Below are 15,274 nucleotides of genomic sequence, written 5' to 3' on the forward strand. Positions count from 1 at the left end.
TATGACCGAATAGAAAACGACCCACAGGAGTGACCCGGGAGCGACGAAGCGAAGGCCGAGGCGAAGGAGTCCCCGCGATGCCCGAGACGGTCCCCGATCCGTTCGCCGAGACGGCCCCCGAACTCAGCATCGTCGTCCACGGCCGCAACGTCCAGGACCACCTGCCCGACCTCCTCGACTCCCTGGACGCCCACCCCCTCCCCGGCGTCGAGGTGATCGTCGCCGCCGTCGGGGACTGGGCGCGGGAGGTCGCCGAGCGGCACGCCCCCGCCTTCACGGTGGTGCCCCTGCCGGACGGGGCCGGCGACGCCGCGGGCCGCTCGGCGGGGGCGGCCCGGGCGCGGGGCCGGTGGCTGCACTTCGTGCACGCCAAGGACGGGCTGCCCGTCGGCGCCGCGCCCGCCGTCGCCGAGCGCGTCGGCGGCCTGCCCGACACCGTGGACGTTCTGCTCCTCGACCACGTCCGCAGCTCCTGGCGGGCCTCGGGCCTGCCCTCCCCCGACGGCCCCCGCCTCGCCCGCGCGGGCCGCGCCGACCTCGCCCTCGACGACCGCGCGGCGCTGCTCCGCCTGACCCCGCTGCTCGGCAACCGCGTCGTGCGCGCCGGCTTCTGGCGGGCCCGTGAACGGCTCCTGACCACCGAGGACGAGCCCTTCGCCGCGTACGCCGCACTGCTGCTCGCCGACCGCGTCGCCTGCCTGCCGCACCCGGCGTACGAGGACCGCAGGCTGCGGCCCGAGAGCCTCCCGCCGCCCACGCCGGCCGAGCGGTACGCGCTGGTCGACCGCTACGAGGCGCTCCTCGGCCTCACCGCCGACCGGCCCGCCGTCCACGGTGTCCTGTACGACCTGATGATCCGCGACTGCCTGCACACCTTCGCCCGCGCCGGGATGCCGGACGACGTGGCGCGGGAGTTCTTCCACCGGGCGTCCGTGACCGCCCGGCGCCACCGCCCCGAGGGGCTCCGGCGCCCGGCCGGCCTGGAGGGCGTACGCCGGTCTCTCCTCGAGGAGGGCGCCTACGGCAAGTACCGCGCCCTCCAGACCGCCAACCACGCCCGCCGCGAGGTGCGCTCCGCCGCGCGCACCGGCAGACGCCGGGCCGGCACCCGGCTGCGCGCCCTCCAGTACCGCGCCGCCCTGGCCCGCCCGGTCGACCCGCACCTCGCGGTCTTCTCCGCGTACTGGAACCGCGGGGTGGCCTGCAACCCGGCCGCGATCGCCGCCAAGCTCGCCGAACTCGCCCCGAGCGTCCACCCCGTGTGGGTGGTCACCGCCGCGGGCGCCGCCCTGCTGCCGCCCGGCACCGACCACGTCGTGCCCGGCACCCGCCGCTACTGGGAGGTGCTGGCCCGCGCCAAGTACCTGGTCAACAACGTCAACTTCCCGGACGCGGTGGTCAAGCGCCCCGGCACCGTCCACCTCCAGACCCACCACGGCACCCCGCTCAAGCGCATGGGCGTGGACCAGCTGCCGTACCCCGCCGCCGCGCACGGCCTGGACTTCCAGGCCCTCCTCGAGCGCGTCGACAAGTGGGACTTCAGCGTCTCCGCCAACAGCCACTCCACCCGCATGTGGCAGCGGGCCTACCCGTCCCGCCACATCTCCCTCGACCACGGCTATCCGCGCAACGACGTGTACTACACCGCCGGTCCGGCGGAGGTCCGCGCGGCCCGCGAACGGCTCGGCATCGCCCCCGGCCGCAGGGCGGTCCTCTACGCGCCCACCCACCGCGACTACGAGGCCGGCTGGACCCCGCGCCTGGACCTCGCCGGCCTCGCCGACCGACTCGGCGAGGAAACGGTTCTGCTGGTGCGCGCCCACTACTTCTACGACGGCACCGCCTCCCCCCTGGGGGGCCTGCTGGGGAGCCTCCGTCGCACCGGCCGCCTCGTCGACGTCTCCTCCTACGAACCCGTCGAGGAACTGTGCCTGGCCGCCGACGCGCTGGTCACCGACTACTCGTCGATCATGTTCGACTACGCCAACCTGGACCGCCCGATCGTCGTCCACGCCGACGACTGGGAGACCTACCGCACCACCCGCGGCGTCTACTTCGACCTGATGGCCGAGGCCCCCGGCCCGGTCGCCCGCACCCAGGCGGAGCTGACGGAGATCCTCACCACCGACGCCTGGCACGACGAGCGCGCGACGAAGGCACGGGCCGCCTTCCGGCGCCGGTTCTGCGAGTACGACGACGGCCACGCCGCCGAACGCGTCGTACGCCGGGTCTTCCTCGGCGAGGACGAACGGACCCTGCCCCCGGTCCTGCCGGTCGAGGACCGCACCCCGGCCCCGAGCCCCGAGGAGGCCAGCGCGTCATGAGGACAGCCACCACCGCGAGCCCGGCCACGGACACGCTCGCGCCCCTCTCGCCGGGCACCCCGGACGTCACCGTCACGGTCATCGTGTACAACGACGCCGAACGCCTCCCCCGCGCCGTCGCGTCCGTGCTCCGCCAGACCCACGCGAACATCGAGGTCGTCATCAGCGACGACCACTCGACCGACGCGACCGAGGAGGTGGCCCGCGAACTGGCCACCCGGGACCCGCGGATCGTGTACCTGCGGCTGCCCGAGAACAGCGGCGGGTGCAGCGCCCCGCGCAACCGCGCCCTGGAGATCGCGCGGGCGCCCTACCTGATGTTCCTGGACAGCGACGACGAACTGCCCGAACGCGCCGTCGAGGTCCTGCTCGCCGCCCACCGCGAACGCGACCTGGACTTCGCGATGGGCGCCGTGCACCGCATCCGCGTGGACGGCGGACGCCGTACGACCTGGATGCCGCACCTGGTCGCCGAGCGCCGCACCCTGGACGGCATCGAGGCCGACCCGCGGCTCCTCTTCGAGCACCTGTCCACCAGCAAGATGTACGCCCGCCCCTTCCTCGACCGGCACGGCCTGCGCTTCCCCGAGGGCATCCACTACGAGGACCAGCTCTTCTCGGCGCAGGCGTACTGCCTGGCCAAGACGTTCACGGTCGTCCCCGAACCGGTCTACCGCTGGTACATAGCCCCGTACGCCGCCTCCGACGCCGCCTCCATCTCCAACCAGCGGCACAGGCTCACCAACGTCCGCGACCGCGTCCACGTGCAGCGCCTCATCGACGCCTTCCTGGCCGAGAGCGGGCACGAGGCGCTGCGCGAGGACAAGGACTTCAAGTTCCTCAAGCACGACTTCCGGATGTACGCCGGTGACCTCCCCTACCGGGACGAGGCGTGGCTGACCGCCTTCGCGGACCTGATGAACCCCTACCTCGACACGCTCGCCGAGGGCGCCTACGCCCGGCTGCCCCGCGCCGAACGGGTCGTCCTGCGGCTGCTGCGCGACCGGCGCCTGGCAGACGTACGCACGGCCGCCCGGGGACTCGGCCACGACGTGGCACCGCGCCGGGTGACGCCGGACGAGGAGGGCGGCCGCGTGTACTGGGGCGAGGAGGTCCCGGCCTCCCCCGAGTCCCGGCGCGAGCTGGACCTGACGGACCTGGAACTGGACACCCGCCCGTTCTTCACCGCCCTGCTCCGGCACGAGATCACGGAGATCACGCGTGGCCCCGGTGCCTCGGTCGACCTCACCGTCCGCACCTACGACCCGGCCCTGCGCCTTCCGGTAGGCCCCCAGCGCGCGGTGCTCCACCTCTCCCCGGGCCGCCGACGCCTGACGGTCCCCTTCCGCCTGTCACCCGTCGGCCCCGGTCTCTTCGAGGGCCGCGTCCGCCTGGACCTGGCGGCGGCGCGTCTCCCGGTCCACGGCTTCGGCGGCACCCGCCATCCCGTGCTCCGCCTCCGCCACCGGGGCCGCACCCACACGGGCATCCTCCTGGCGCCGCTGGCCTTCCCACCGCTCACGGCCCGCGTCCCCCACCGCGCCGGCCTCACCCCCCACCGGGTCACCCTCCGCCCGGAGGGCCACAACCCGGGCCGCCTCCAGATCACCTGGCAGCCGGTGGGCGCCACGGCCAGGATCCTCGGCCCGGCAGCCCGCCGCCTCTCCACCCCTCGCACCCGCAGAGCAGCCCGCCTGGTGTCCAACGTCCTCCGTTGACCCGGCCCCCTACCTGCGGGCAGTCGTGCCGCTGGGGCGGCACAGGTGGGCGCAGGCGGCACCCCGCAACGCCGGGCTGCGCACCCACCCCCGGCCAGCCCCCACCCCGCCGCACACGCAAAGGCGCCCCGGACCGAACCCGGCCCAGGGCGCCTCTCACAGCAACGACGCAAACGCCGCCCGCCTACGAATGCGTACGCAACAACGTCCGCATCGTCCGCATAGCCACCGAAAGGTTGGACAGATCAAACGCGTCCGACCCCCGGATCTCCTCCAGCGTCGTCCGCGCCCGCCCAAGAATCGCCGCGTTCTTCTCCTCCCACGCCTTGAACCGCTGCTCCGGCGTGGACGACCCGTTGCCCACCGCCAGAACGTCCGCGGTCAGCGCCGCGTGCGCCGCGTACAAGTCCTCGCGGATCGCCGCACGGGCCATGGACTGCCAGCGGTCGTCCCGGGGCAGGTCGCTGATCCGGTCCATCAGCTGGGTGACACCCAGCCGGTCGGCGAGGTCGTAGTACACCTCCGCGACCTCCAGCGGCTCCTTGCCCATGCGGTCGGCCACCGACACGATGTCCAGCGTCGCGAAGGCCGAGGAGAACCCGGCCACCCGCGTGGCCGGCTCGTCCGGCACCCCGGCGGCGGTCAGCTCGTCGTGGATGTGCTGGTACCACTCCGCGTCCGCGCCGCGCAGCAGCTTCGGCAGCTGCGACCACACCTGCTCGACCCGCTCGGCGAAGAACTCCACCGTCTCGGCCAGCTCCAGCGGCTGCGGCCGGTTGTTGAGCAGCCAGCGCGTTCCGCGCTCGACCAGGCGGCGCGAGTGCAGCCGGATCCGGGTCTGGACGGCGGCGTCGACCTTGGTGTCCAGGGCCTCCACCGCGTCCCACACCGGGGACGAGCGGAAGATCGCCCGGGCCACGGTCTGCGCCCGCACGATCTCCTCCAGCGACGCACCGGTCTCCTCGCGCATCCGGTGCAGATACGTCGTACCGCCCGTGTTGACCGTGTCGTTGACCAGGACGGTCGTCGTGATCTCGCGGCGCAGCGGGTGGCCGTCGACCTGCTCGGCGAACTGCTCGCGCAGCGCCGTCGGGAAGTAGGCGTGCAGCAGACCCTTGAGGTACGGGTCGTCCGGCAGCGAGGTGTGCAGCAGCTCCTCGGCGACCGTGATCTTCGTGTACGCCAGCAGTACGGCCGTCTCCGGGCCGGTCAGACCGTGTCCGCTGCTCAGCCGCTCGCGGATCTGGCGGTCGGTGGGCAGGAACTCCAGGGCCCGGTTGAGGTGGCCCTCCCTGACCAGGTGCCGCATGAAGCGCTGCTGGGCGTGGAGCATGTCCTTGGACTGGGCGAGCGCGTTGGCGATCGCCGTGTTCTGCGCGTAGTTGTTGCGCAGGACCAGCGCGCCGACCTCGTCGGTCATCTGGGCGAGCAGCTTGTTGCGCTGTTTGACGGTCATGTCGCCGTCCTTGACGAGACCGTTGAGCAGGATCTTGATGTTCACCTCGTGGTCGGAGGTGTCCACGCCCGCGCTGTTGTCGATGGCGTCGGTGTTGATCCGCCCGCCCTGCAGCGCGAACTCGATCCGGCCCAGCTGGGTCAGACCCAGGTTGCCGCCCTCGCCGACGACCTGGACCCGCAGGTCCTTGCCGTCGACGCGGATGGCGTCGTTGCCCTTGTCGCCGACGTCCGCGTTGGACTCGGTGGACGCCTTGACGTACGTGCCGATGCCGCCGTTCCACAGCAGGTCGACCGGGGAGCTGAGGATCGCCTTCATCAGCTCGGCCGGGGTCATCTTGGTGATGCCCGACTCGATGCCGAGGGCCTCGCGGACGTGCGCGTTGACCGGGATGGACTTGGCCGTGCGCGGGAAGATGCCACCGCCCGCCGAGAGCAGCTCGGTGTTGTAGTCCTCCCAGGAGGAGCGGGGCAGCTCGAACAGCCGGCGGCGCTCGGCGTACGAGGTGGCCGCCTCCGGTGTCGGGTCGATGAAGATGTGCCGGTGGTCGAAGGCGGCGACCAGGCGGATGTGCTCGCTGAGCAGCATGCCGTTGCCGAAGACGTCACCGGACATGTCGCCGATGCCGACGACGGTGAAGTCCTGGGTCTGGGTGTCCACGCCCAGCTCCCGGAAGTGCCGCTTGACGGACTCCCAGGCACCGCGGGCGGTGATGCCCATGCCCTTGTGGTCGTAGCCCGCGCTGCCGCCGGAGGCGAAGGCGTCGCCGAGCCAGAAGTTGTAGGACTCGGCGACCTCGTTGGCGATGTCGGAGAACTTCGCGGTGCCCTTGTCGGCGGCGACGACGAGGTAGGTGTCGTCCTCGTCGTGCCGGACGACGTCCGCGGGGTGCACGACCTCGCCGGCCACCATGTTGTCGGTGATGTCGAGCAGCGCCGAGATGAACGTCTTGTAGCTGGCGATGCCCTCCGCCATCCAGGCGTCGCGGTCGACGCTCGGGTCGGGCAGCTGCTTGGCGACGAAGCCGCCCTTGGCGCCCACCGGCACGATGACGGTGTTCTTCACCATCTGCGCCTTGACCAGGCCGAGGATCTCGGTGCGGAAGTCCTCGCGACGGTCCGACCAGCGCAGACCACCGCGGGCGACCTTGCCGAAGCGCAGGTGGACGCCCTCGACGCGCGGCGAGTACACCCAGATCTCGAACGCCGGGCGCGGCGCCGGGAGGTCGGGGATGGCCTGCGGGTCGAACTTCATGGAGACGTAGTCGTGCGGCTTGCCGCCCGCCGCCTCCTGGAAGAAGTTCGTCCGCAGCGTCGCCTTGATGACGGTGAGGAAGGACCGCAGGATCCGGTCCTCGTCGAGGCTCGCGACCTGGTCGAGGGCCGCGTCGACCTCTTCGAGCAGGGCGTCGACGATCTCCCGCCCGGCCCGCTGCCGCTCGGGCGCCATCCGCGCCTCGAACAGGTTGATGAGCAGGCGCGTGGTGTGGACGTTGTTGCGGAGGGTGTCCTCCATGTAGTCCTGGCTGAAGGTCGAACCGGCCTGCCGCAGGTACTTGGCGTACGCGCGCAGCACCATCGCCTCGCGCCAGGTCAGGCCGGCGCTGAGCACGAGGGCGTTGAAGCCGTCGTTCTCCGCCTTGCCGGTCCAGGTGGCGGCGAAGGCGTCCTGGACGCGCTCGCGGGCGTCGTCGCCGAGGTAGTCGGCGCCGCCGGCCGGGGCCTTGGGCATGCGCAGGCCGAAGTCGTAGATCCAGGCCGTGGTGCGGTCCGCGCAGCGCAGCTCGTAGGGCCGCTCGTCGGTGACCTCGACGCCGAGCCGGCTGAGCACCGGCAGCACGGCGGACAGGGAGACCGAGCCGCCCTTCTGGTAGATCTTGAAGCGCCGTTCCTCGGGCGCGGCGCCGACCGGCTCGTACAGGCTCAGCGCGAAGGTCTTCTCCTCGTCGAGCTGCTCCAGGTGGCCGAGGTCGGCGACGGCGGAGCGCGGGCCGTGGTCGGCCTTGTAGCCCTCGGGGAAGGCGGACCCGTAGTGGCGCAGCAGCTCCGCGGCGCGTTCCTCGCCGAACTCGGCGGTCAGCGCCTCGCCGAAACCGTCGGCCCAGGAGCGGGCGGCCTCGACCAGACGGGCCTCGACGCGCTCCTTGTCGGCGTCGGACAGGTGCGGCAGCTCGGTGCCCTGCGGGACCCGGACCACGAAGTGCAGCCGGGACAGGATCGACTCGGTGTTCCAGGCCGTGAAGTCGACGCTGGTGCCGCCGAGCTCCTCCTTGAGGATGTCGATGATCCGCAGCCGGACACCGGTGGTGTAGCGGTCGCGGGGGAGGTAGACGAGGGCCGAGTAGTAGCGGCCGTACTCGTCCTGGCGCAGGTAGAGGCGCAGGCGGCGCCGCTCCTGGAGGTAGAGCACGGAGGTGACGATCGGCTCCAGCTCCTCGACGGAGGTCTGGAACATCTCGTCGCGCGGGTACGTCTCCAGGATCTGCAGCAGGTCCCGGCCGTCGTGGCTGTTGGGCGAGAACCCGGCCCGCTCCAGCACCTCCTCCACCTTGCGCCGCACGACCGGCACCCGGCGGACGGACTCGGTGTAGGCGGCGGAGGAGAACAGGCCGAGGAAGCGCCGCTCGCCGACCACGTTGCCGTTCTCGTCGAACTTCTTGACGCCGACGTAGTCGAGGTACGAGGGACGGTGCACGGTGGCCCGGCTGTTCGCCTTGGTCAGCACCAGCAGCCGGTGCTCGCGGGCCTTGGCCCGGGCGTCGGCGGGCAGCCGCTCGAAGGAGGGGCTGACGGGGTGGCTCTCGTCGGCCGCGTGGTGCGGGTCGGAGCGCAGGATGCCGAGACCGGTACCGGCGACGGCGGCGAGGGAGTCGTCCTCGCGCAGCTGGTACTCGCGGTAGCCGAGGAAGGTGAAGTGGTCGTCGGCCAGCCAGCGCAGCAGCTCGCGGGCCTCCTCCAGCTCACGCGCCGGGAGGTCCTCGGGGGTCGCCTCGGTCGACAGCTGGTCCGCGATGCGGACGGCAGCGTCCCGCATCTTGCCCCAGTCCTCGACGGTCTCGCGGACGTCGTTCAGCACGCGCAGCAGGTCGGCGGTGATCTGCTTGAGGTCGCCGCGGTCGGTCTCGCGGTCGATCTCGACGTGGATCCAGGACTCGACGTGCGCGTCGTGCGGCAGGTCGGCGGCGGGGCCGCCGGTGAGCACCTCGACGAGCTTGCCGGTGAGGTCGCGGCGCACCACGATCTGCGGGTGGACCACGACGTGGATGCCGCGGCCCTGCCGGGTCAGCTCGTTGGTCACGGAGTCGACGAGGAAGGGCATGTCGTCGGTGACCACCTCGACGACGGAGTGGCTGCACGTCCAGCCGTTCTCCTCGACCGTCGGGGTGTGCACCCGGACGTTCGCCGTGCCCTGCGGGCGGTTCTCGGCCAGCCGGTAGTGCGAGACGGCGGCCCCGAAGATGTCGACCGGGTCGCGGTCGGCGAGGTCCTCCGGGGCGGTGTGCCGGTAGTAGCGCTGGAGGAACGCGAACACGGATGCGTAGTCCGGGGCGCCGTCCGGGCCGTCCGGGGTGCCCGGAGTTCCCTCGCCCGTCGTCCCGGTCGGTAGGTGCCCCCCGACCGGGCTGTTCTCAGCTACCCGCGCAGCCCTTTCGAGCAGCTCGGCCTTGGCTTCGTCCAGCTTGGTCTGCATTGTCCTCTGACTCCTGTCGCGCGCCGTTGCGTGACGTAGAAGGAAGTACGGTCTCCTGCCTTCCGGCATGACGTCGGGACACGGGGTGTCCGGTCTGCTCCGACGCTATGCCGCAAGATGAGAGGAGCGGGGGCATATCAGCCAATGTCGCCGCTCCCACCGGGTGTGACTTCGCTCTCGCCGTCACCGTCCGGGGAGTGCGCGGCGCCGTACCGGGGGTCTTCGATGCCCCGTCCCGCCCGCGAGGATCAGCGACCGCCGCCCGGCCACGGATGTCGTCCGTGAGTGCCGGGCGCAGGGCAGGGGCACCAGTGCCCCCGCGAGCTATCGCGCTGATCACGCCCACAAGGCTATCGCCCTCCACGGGCTCCCCGTCATGAGCCGCATGTGTACAAAACCGGGCCCACAACTTGGACGTTCCGCACAGCTACGACGCGGCGCCGGGCACGCCCCGCAACCGGTAACCCCTGTGGTCCCGGTACGCCCGATGCCCGGCACGCCCCGGCGCCGGACGGCGGTGTCATCCCGCCAGCCGCTCCGCCACCGCCACGGCCTCCCCGAGCGTGTCCACCACCGGCACCCCGGCCCCCTCCAGGCTGGCCCGGCTGTGCGACCCCCCGGTGTACAGCACCGCCCCCGCACCCACATGGCGCGCCGCCACCGCGTCGTCGGCGGCGTCGCCGATCACCACGGTGCGGGCGGGCTCCACCCCGGACAGCTCCAGCTGCGCGAGGTGCCGCACCATGTGCTCGGCCTTGCTGCCCCCGGACGGCCCGGTCCGCCCGTCGACGCGTATGAAGTGGGCCTCGATGCCGAAGCCCTTGACCAGGGGCACCAGCTCGTCATGGCCGTACATGCTGAGGATCGACTGGCTGCGCCCCGCCGACCGCCACTGGGCGAGCAGCTCCGTGACGCCGTCCGCGAGCGCGCACCGGCTCCGGTGCACGCTGTAGTGGCGCTGGAAGGTCGCGTCCATGACCGCCCACTCGGCGTCGGTGGGCAGCCGGCCCATCAGCCGCTCGTAGAACTTCGGCACCGGCACGCAGTACAGCGCCCGGTAACGCTCCAGTGTGATCGGCGCCAGCCCCAGCTCGGCGAACGCCGCGTTCGTCGCCCCGATGATCGCGTCGTTGTCGTGGAACAGCGTGCCGTTCCAGTCCCACACGATGTGTGCGCCCGTCTGCATCCCCATGCCCGAAAACGTACCCGCCGCCACTGACAATCGGGACACCGCGATGCGACGTGCCTGGTCACACCAGGTTCGGGAGCTCCTGCGTCGCGTACCAGAGCAGCTCGTGGTCCTCAGCGCCGTCCACGACGAACTGGGCGTCGTCGTCCCCGCCGTCCGCCGCCGCGAGTGCCTCGGCCGCGGCGCTCACGTCCGTCTCCGCGTCGGCGGAGTCGACGTGCACCGCGGCCGCCTTGGCCAGCGGCAGCGGCCCGGTGACCCGCACCTCGCCCAGCGCCGCCGGATCGAGACCCCGGTCGGGATCGGCCGCGGCGGCGCCGTCGGGTACGTCTGCGGCGACCACGACCCGGCGCCGTGCGGTGGCCGGGTCGGCCGCCAGCAGCCGCAGCGAGGCCAGGGCGGCCCGGTTGAGGGCGGCGTACTCCAGCTCCTCGATGTCGTCCGACAGGTACCACTCGCGCAGCGCGGGCGTGACGGCGTAGGCGACGAGCGGCCCGGTCCCCAGCTCCCCCGCCCGGTGCGCCTCGGCGAGGCCGGACAGGGTCAGGGGGACGTAGACGCGCATGAGTCTGCCGCTTTCGTGGTCGGGGACGCCGCCGGAGCGCTCGGATGCCCGGCGGGAGAGCCTTCAGGATACGTGCGGGTGTCCCCTTTCGGGTCCCCACCCAAGGCGTCCGACACGTCCACCCCGGTCCCCGAATTCACCCTCCCCACCCCGCAGTCCGGGCCTCCCCGCTCCCTCGAATCACTCTGATAGGTGAACCTCCCGACCCCCTCGCCCCGACCCCCCGCGTCCTTGCCGTGCCACCCCTCCACCCCGTACAAGATCACCGACCGCGAAGTTACCGCCCGGTATCAACCGGGCCGCCGAACGGGGACCCCCATGCGCAAGGTCATGACCCGAACCCAGCCCCGCCCCACCGCCCTCGCCTCCCCGCCCACCCCACCGCCGCCCTACGGCCCGCGAGCCACACCGCCCCACGCCGGCACGGACGCCCTGCCCTCCTACGCCCGGGCGGCCACACCGTCGTACGACGCGGGGGCCGCGCCCTTCTACGCTCCGGGAGCCACGGTGTCGGACGGCCCGGGGGCGTCAGGGGCCTACGCCCCGGGAACCGCGCCGTCGTACAGCCCGGCGGCCTCACCGTCGTACGGCCCGGGGGCGACGGTGTCCGGTGAACCCGGCGGGGCCCCGCCCCGGGCGAGCGGCGGTGCGCCGCCCCGCAGGCCGGGGGAGCGTGCGGGGCGGGCCGCGGCGTCCGGCGGGCGGCCGCCGGGGGCTCCCGGCCGCTCCCAGCGCTCACGTACGCGACCGGCGGACACCCGCCCGCCCACGGCGGGACCGGGCCGGGCCACCCGGCCCTCCACGGCGCCTGTAGTCCCCGCTCAGACGCCTCGCCGGCCCGTCCCGCAGCTGCGCCCCACCGACCACTTCGCCGAGCTCCTGCTAGGCGTCCTCAGCGGTCGGCGCCCCGTCCACTCGATGCTCCGGCACACCGTCGGCCGCGCCTACGACGACCTGGCACACCTCGCCGAACGCGGCCCGCTGCGCACCCGCGGCACCCTGCCCGTCGTCCGCGACATCGGCTACTTCGAGCCCCGGCCGGGCGCCCTGGAGGTCTTCGCGCGCATCGGCGCGGGCGACCGGCTGCGTGCGATGGCGTTCCGCCTGGAGCAGGGCCGGGACCTGCGCTGGCGCTGCACGGCGGTGGAAGTGGGCGGCCCCCGACGGACGCGCGCGGACGACGACTGACCGTCCGTCCGGGCCGGCCAGCCGGAACGCGGCCTGCCGGAACACGGCCTGCCGGGATGCGGCTTCCGGAACAGGCCGAAGGGCCGGTCACCCGAGGCGACCGGCCCTTCCCACCGCTGCGGCGCCCGAGGGCACCGCGCCGTCACTTCTTGCGACGCCGCCCGCCCTTGGCCTGCTTGCGGCGCTCCGCGCGCGTGAGCCCGTCCGACTGGCCCTGCGCGGGCTCGCCGTCGCTGAACTCGCCCTCGACTACGCCGCCCTCGCCGTCCACGGTCGGCGCGGAGAAGTGCAGGTCCCGGCGCTGCGGCGCGTCGAGGCCCTTGGCCCGGATCTCCGGACGGGCGCCCGCCTGGGCCGGGACCGCGTCCTGCGCACCCTTGTCGAGCGACGGCGACGCGTCCTCGACGGGGACCTCCTCGACCTGCTGCTCGACCTGGACCTCCAGGTTGAACAGGTAGCCGACGGACTCCTCCTTGATGCCCTCCATCATGGCCTGGAACATGTCGAAGCCCTCGCGCTGGTACTCGACCAGCGGGTCCTTCTGCGCCATCGCGCGCAGGCCGATGCCCTCCTGGAGGTAGTCCATCTCGTAGAGGTGCTCGCGCCACTTGCGGTCCAGGACCGACAGGACGACCCGGCGCTCCAGCTCGCGCATGATCTCGGAGCCGAGCTGCTTCTCCCGCGCCTCGTACTGCTCCATGACGTCGTCCTTGATGGACTCCGCGATGTAGTCGGCGGTCAGGCCGGCCCGGTCGCCGGCCGCCTCCTCCAGCTCCTCGACGGTGACCTTCACCGGGTAGAGCTGCTTGAAGGCGCCCCACAGCCGGTCGAGGTCCCAGTCCTCCGGGAAGCCCTCGGCGGTCTCCGCCTGCACGTAGGCGTCGATCGTGTCGTTCATGAAGTGCTGGATCTGCTCCTGCAGGTCCTCGCCCTCCAGAACGCGGCGACGCTCGCCGTAGATGACCTCACGCTGGCGGTTGAGGACCTCGTCGTACTTCAGGACGTTCTTACGGGTCTCGAAGTTCTGCGTCTCGACCTGCGACTGGGCGGACGCGATCGCGCGCGTGACCATCTTGTTCTCGATCGGCACGTCGTCCGGCACGTTCGCCATGGACATCACGCGCTCGACCATCTGGGCCTTGAACAGGCGCATCAGGTCGTCGCCCAGGGAGAGGTAGAAGCGGGACTCGCCGGGGTCGCCCTGACGGCCGGAACGACCGCGCAGCTGGTTGTCGATGCGTCGCGACTCGTGCCGCTCGGTGCCCAGCACGTAGAGGCCGCCCAGCTCCTTGACCTCTTCGAACTCGGCCTTGACCGCCTGCTCGGCCCGCTCCAGCGCGCCGGGCAGGGCCGCGGCCCACTCCTCGATGTGCTCCTCGGGGTCGAGGCCGCGCTGGCGCAGCTCCGCCTCGGCGAGGTCCTCGGGGTTGCCGCCGAGCTTGATGTCCGTACCGCGGCCGGCCATGTTCGTGGCCACCGTCACGGAACCCTTGCGGCCCGCCTGGGCGACGATCGTCGCCTCCCGGTCGTGCTGCTTGGCGTTGAGCACCTCGTGCTGGACGCCGCGCTTGCTGAGCTGCTGCGAGAGGTACTCGGACTTCTCGACCGAGGTGGTGCCGACGAGGATCGGCTGGCCCTTGCGGTGCTTCTCCTCGATGTCGTCGACGACCGCCTCGAACTTGGCGACCTCGGTGCGGTAAATCAGGTCCGACTGGTCCTTGCGCACCATGGGGCGGTTGGTCGGGATGGGCACCACACCGAGCTTGTAGATCTGGTGGAACTCGGCGGCCTCGGTCATCGCCGTACCGGTCATGCCGGACAGACCGGGCTGTTCCTTGCCGTCGTGGTCGTGGCGCTTGTAGAGGCGGAAGAAGTTCTGGAGGGTGATCGTGGCGAGCGTCTGGTTCTCGTCCTTGATGTCCACCCCTTCCTTCGCCTCGATCGCCTGGTGCATGCCCTCGTTGTAGCGGCGGCCGGCGAGGATACGGCCGGTGTGCTCGTCGACGATCATGACTTCGCCGTCGAGGACGACGTAGTCCTTGTCCTTCTTGAACAGTTCCTTGGCCTTGATGGCGTTGTTCAGGTACCCGACCAGCGGGGTGTTCACCGACTCGTAGAGGTTGTCGATGCCCAGCCAGTCCTCGACCTTGGACACGCCCGACTCGTGGATGGCGACGGTGCGCTTCTTCTCGTCGACCTCGTAGTCGCCGGTCTCCTCGATGCCCTTGAGGGTGTTGCCGGCCTCGCCCTTCTTCAGGCGGGTGACCAGCTTGGCGAAGTCGCCGTACCACTTGGTGGCCTGGTCGGCCGGGCCGGAGATGATCAGCGGCGTACGGGCCTCGTCGACGAGGATGGAGTCGACCTCGTCGACGATGGCGAAGTTGTGACCGCGCTGGACGAGCTCGTCCTTGGACCACGCCATGTTGTCGCGCAGGTAGTCGAAGCCGAACTCGTTGTTCGTGCCGTAGGTGATGTCGCAGCCGTACATCTCGCGGCGCTGGGCCGGCGTCTGGTTGGCGAGGATGCAGCCGACGTTCAGACCGAGGAACTTGTGGACGCGGCCCATCATCTCGGAGTCGCGCTCGGCCAGGTAGTCGTTGACCGTGACGATGTGCACGCCCTCGCCGGACAGGGCGTTGAGGTAGGCGGGCAGCGTGCCGACGAGGGTCTTGCCCTCACCGGTCTTCATCTCCGCGACGTATCCCATGTGAAGGGCGGCGCCGCCCATGATCTGCACGTCGTAGTGGCGCTGGCCCAGCACGCGCTTGGCGGCCTCGCGGACGGTGGCGAAGGCTTCGGGCAGCAGGTCGTCAAGGCTCTCACCGTCGGCGTAGCGCTGCTTGTACTCGTCGGTGAGGGCCCGCAGCTCGGCGTCGGAGAGGTCAGCGAAGTCCTCTTCGATGGAGTTGACCTGGTCCGCGATGCGGTGCAGCTTGCGCAGGATCTTGCCTTCGCCTGCACGCATGAGCTTCGAGAGGACGGACACGGGGGTTGGTCTCCTTGCCGGTCGGGCCTGGGACGGTCGGTTTCCTGTGACGGATCGGGCAACGGCCATCGTATGCGAGGACCCCGGCGCGCCGGGAGGCCTGCCGTAACGGGGACCGTCCACTCCTTCCATCCAGCATCCCTGTCTGCTGTCACCCC

At 71.8% G+C, this 15,274-nt stretch carries 7 protein-coding genes; 3 read left to right on the forward strand and 4 right to left on the reverse strand.

The genetic code is table 11. From position 1 onward, the window contains the following. The first annotated feature begins 77 nt into the window (after window positions 1–77). Together IE258_RS12000 and IE258_RS12005 are read left to right on the forward strand one after the other, a co-directional pair. The gene (locus IE258_RS12000; RefSeq protein ID WP_189742569.1) at window positions 78–2,324 is read left to right on the forward strand and encodes a CDP-glycerol glycerophosphotransferase family protein; all 2,247 of its coding nucleotides are present in this window, start codon (window positions 78–80) and stop codon (window positions 2,322–2,324) included. After that, window positions 2,321–4,042, forward strand: coding sequence for a glycosyltransferase family 2 protein (locus tag IE258_RS12005; RefSeq protein WP_189742571.1), 1,722 nt, complete (start codon window positions 2,321–2,323; stop codon window positions 4,040–4,042). The genes IE258_RS12000 and IE258_RS12005 overlap by 4 nt, the downstream gene beginning before the upstream one ends. Before the next feature lie 184 nt (window positions 4,043–4,226). Here the strand turns inward: IE258_RS12005 and IE258_RS12010 are convergent, their stop codons facing one another. The 3 genes from IE258_RS12010 to IE258_RS12020 form a co-directional block, all read right to left on the reverse strand. Beyond that, entirely contained in the window at window positions 4,227–9,188 is a 4,962-nt protein-coding gene (locus IE258_RS12010) for an NAD-glutamate dehydrogenase (protein WP_189742573.1), read from the reverse strand. A 520-nt stretch (window positions 9,189–9,708) separates the two neighbouring features. Beyond that, window positions 9,709–10,380: an HAD family hydrolase gene (locus IE258_RS12015; RefSeq protein WP_189742575.1), complete on the reverse strand. Its 672-nt coding sequence runs from the start codon at window positions 10,378–10,380 to the stop codon at window positions 9,709–9,711. Between the two features lie 58 nt (window positions 10,381–10,438). Beyond that, on the reverse strand, window positions 10,439–10,942 hold the full coding sequence (locus tag IE258_RS12020; RefSeq protein ID WP_189742577.1) for a DUF6912 family protein: 504 nt from the start codon (window positions 10,940–10,942) through the stop codon (window positions 10,439–10,441). A gap of 330 nt (window positions 10,943–11,272) precedes the next feature. Here IE258_RS12020 and IE258_RS41155 point away from each other — a divergent pair, with 330 nt between their 5' ends. Next, window positions 11,273–12,130 carry an Rv3235 family protein gene (locus tag IE258_RS41155; protein WP_373309744.1) on the forward strand — a complete coding sequence of 286 codons (858 nt, stop codon included), beginning with the start codon at window positions 11,273–11,275 and terminating at the stop codon, window positions 12,128–12,130. A 142-nt stretch (window positions 12,131–12,272) separates the two neighbouring features. Here IE258_RS41155 and secA read toward each other — a convergent pair whose 3' ends face one another. Next, a complete protein-coding gene (secA, locus tag IE258_RS12030) occupies window positions 12,273–15,116 on the reverse strand; it encodes a preprotein translocase subunit SecA (RefSeq protein ID WP_189742579.1) in 2,844 nt (947 codons plus the stop codon). Between the last annotated feature and the right edge of the window lie 158 nt (window positions 15,117–15,274).

Source organism: Streptomyces tendae, from assembly GCF_014650435.1.
GTDB classification, from domain to species: domain Bacteria; phylum Actinomycetota; class Actinomycetes; order Streptomycetales; family Streptomycetaceae; genus Streptomyces; species Streptomyces tendae.

Coding starts and splice junctions, on each gene's coding strand:
- IE258_RS12000 (WP_189742569.1), top strand. CDS start 78: ATGCCCGAGACGGTCCCCGATCCGTTCGCCGAGACGGCCCCCGAACTC.
- IE258_RS12005 (WP_189742571.1), top strand. CDS start 2,321: ATGAGGACAGCCACCACCGCGAGCCCGGCCACGGACACGCTCGCGCCC.
- IE258_RS12010 (WP_189742573.1), bottom strand. CDS start 9,188: ATGCAGACCAAGCTGGACGAAGCCAAGGCCGAGCTGCTCGAAAGGGCT.
- IE258_RS12015 (WP_189742575.1), bottom strand. CDS start 10,380: ATGGGGATGCAGACGGGCGCACACATCGTGTGGGACTGGAACGGCACG.
- IE258_RS12020 (WP_189742577.1), bottom strand. CDS start 10,942: ATGCGCGTCTACGTCCCCCTGACCCTGTCCGGCCTCGCCGAGGCGCAC.
- IE258_RS41155 (WP_373309744.1), top strand. CDS start 11,273: ATGACCCGAACCCAGCCCCGCCCCACCGCCCTCGCCTCCCCGCCCACC.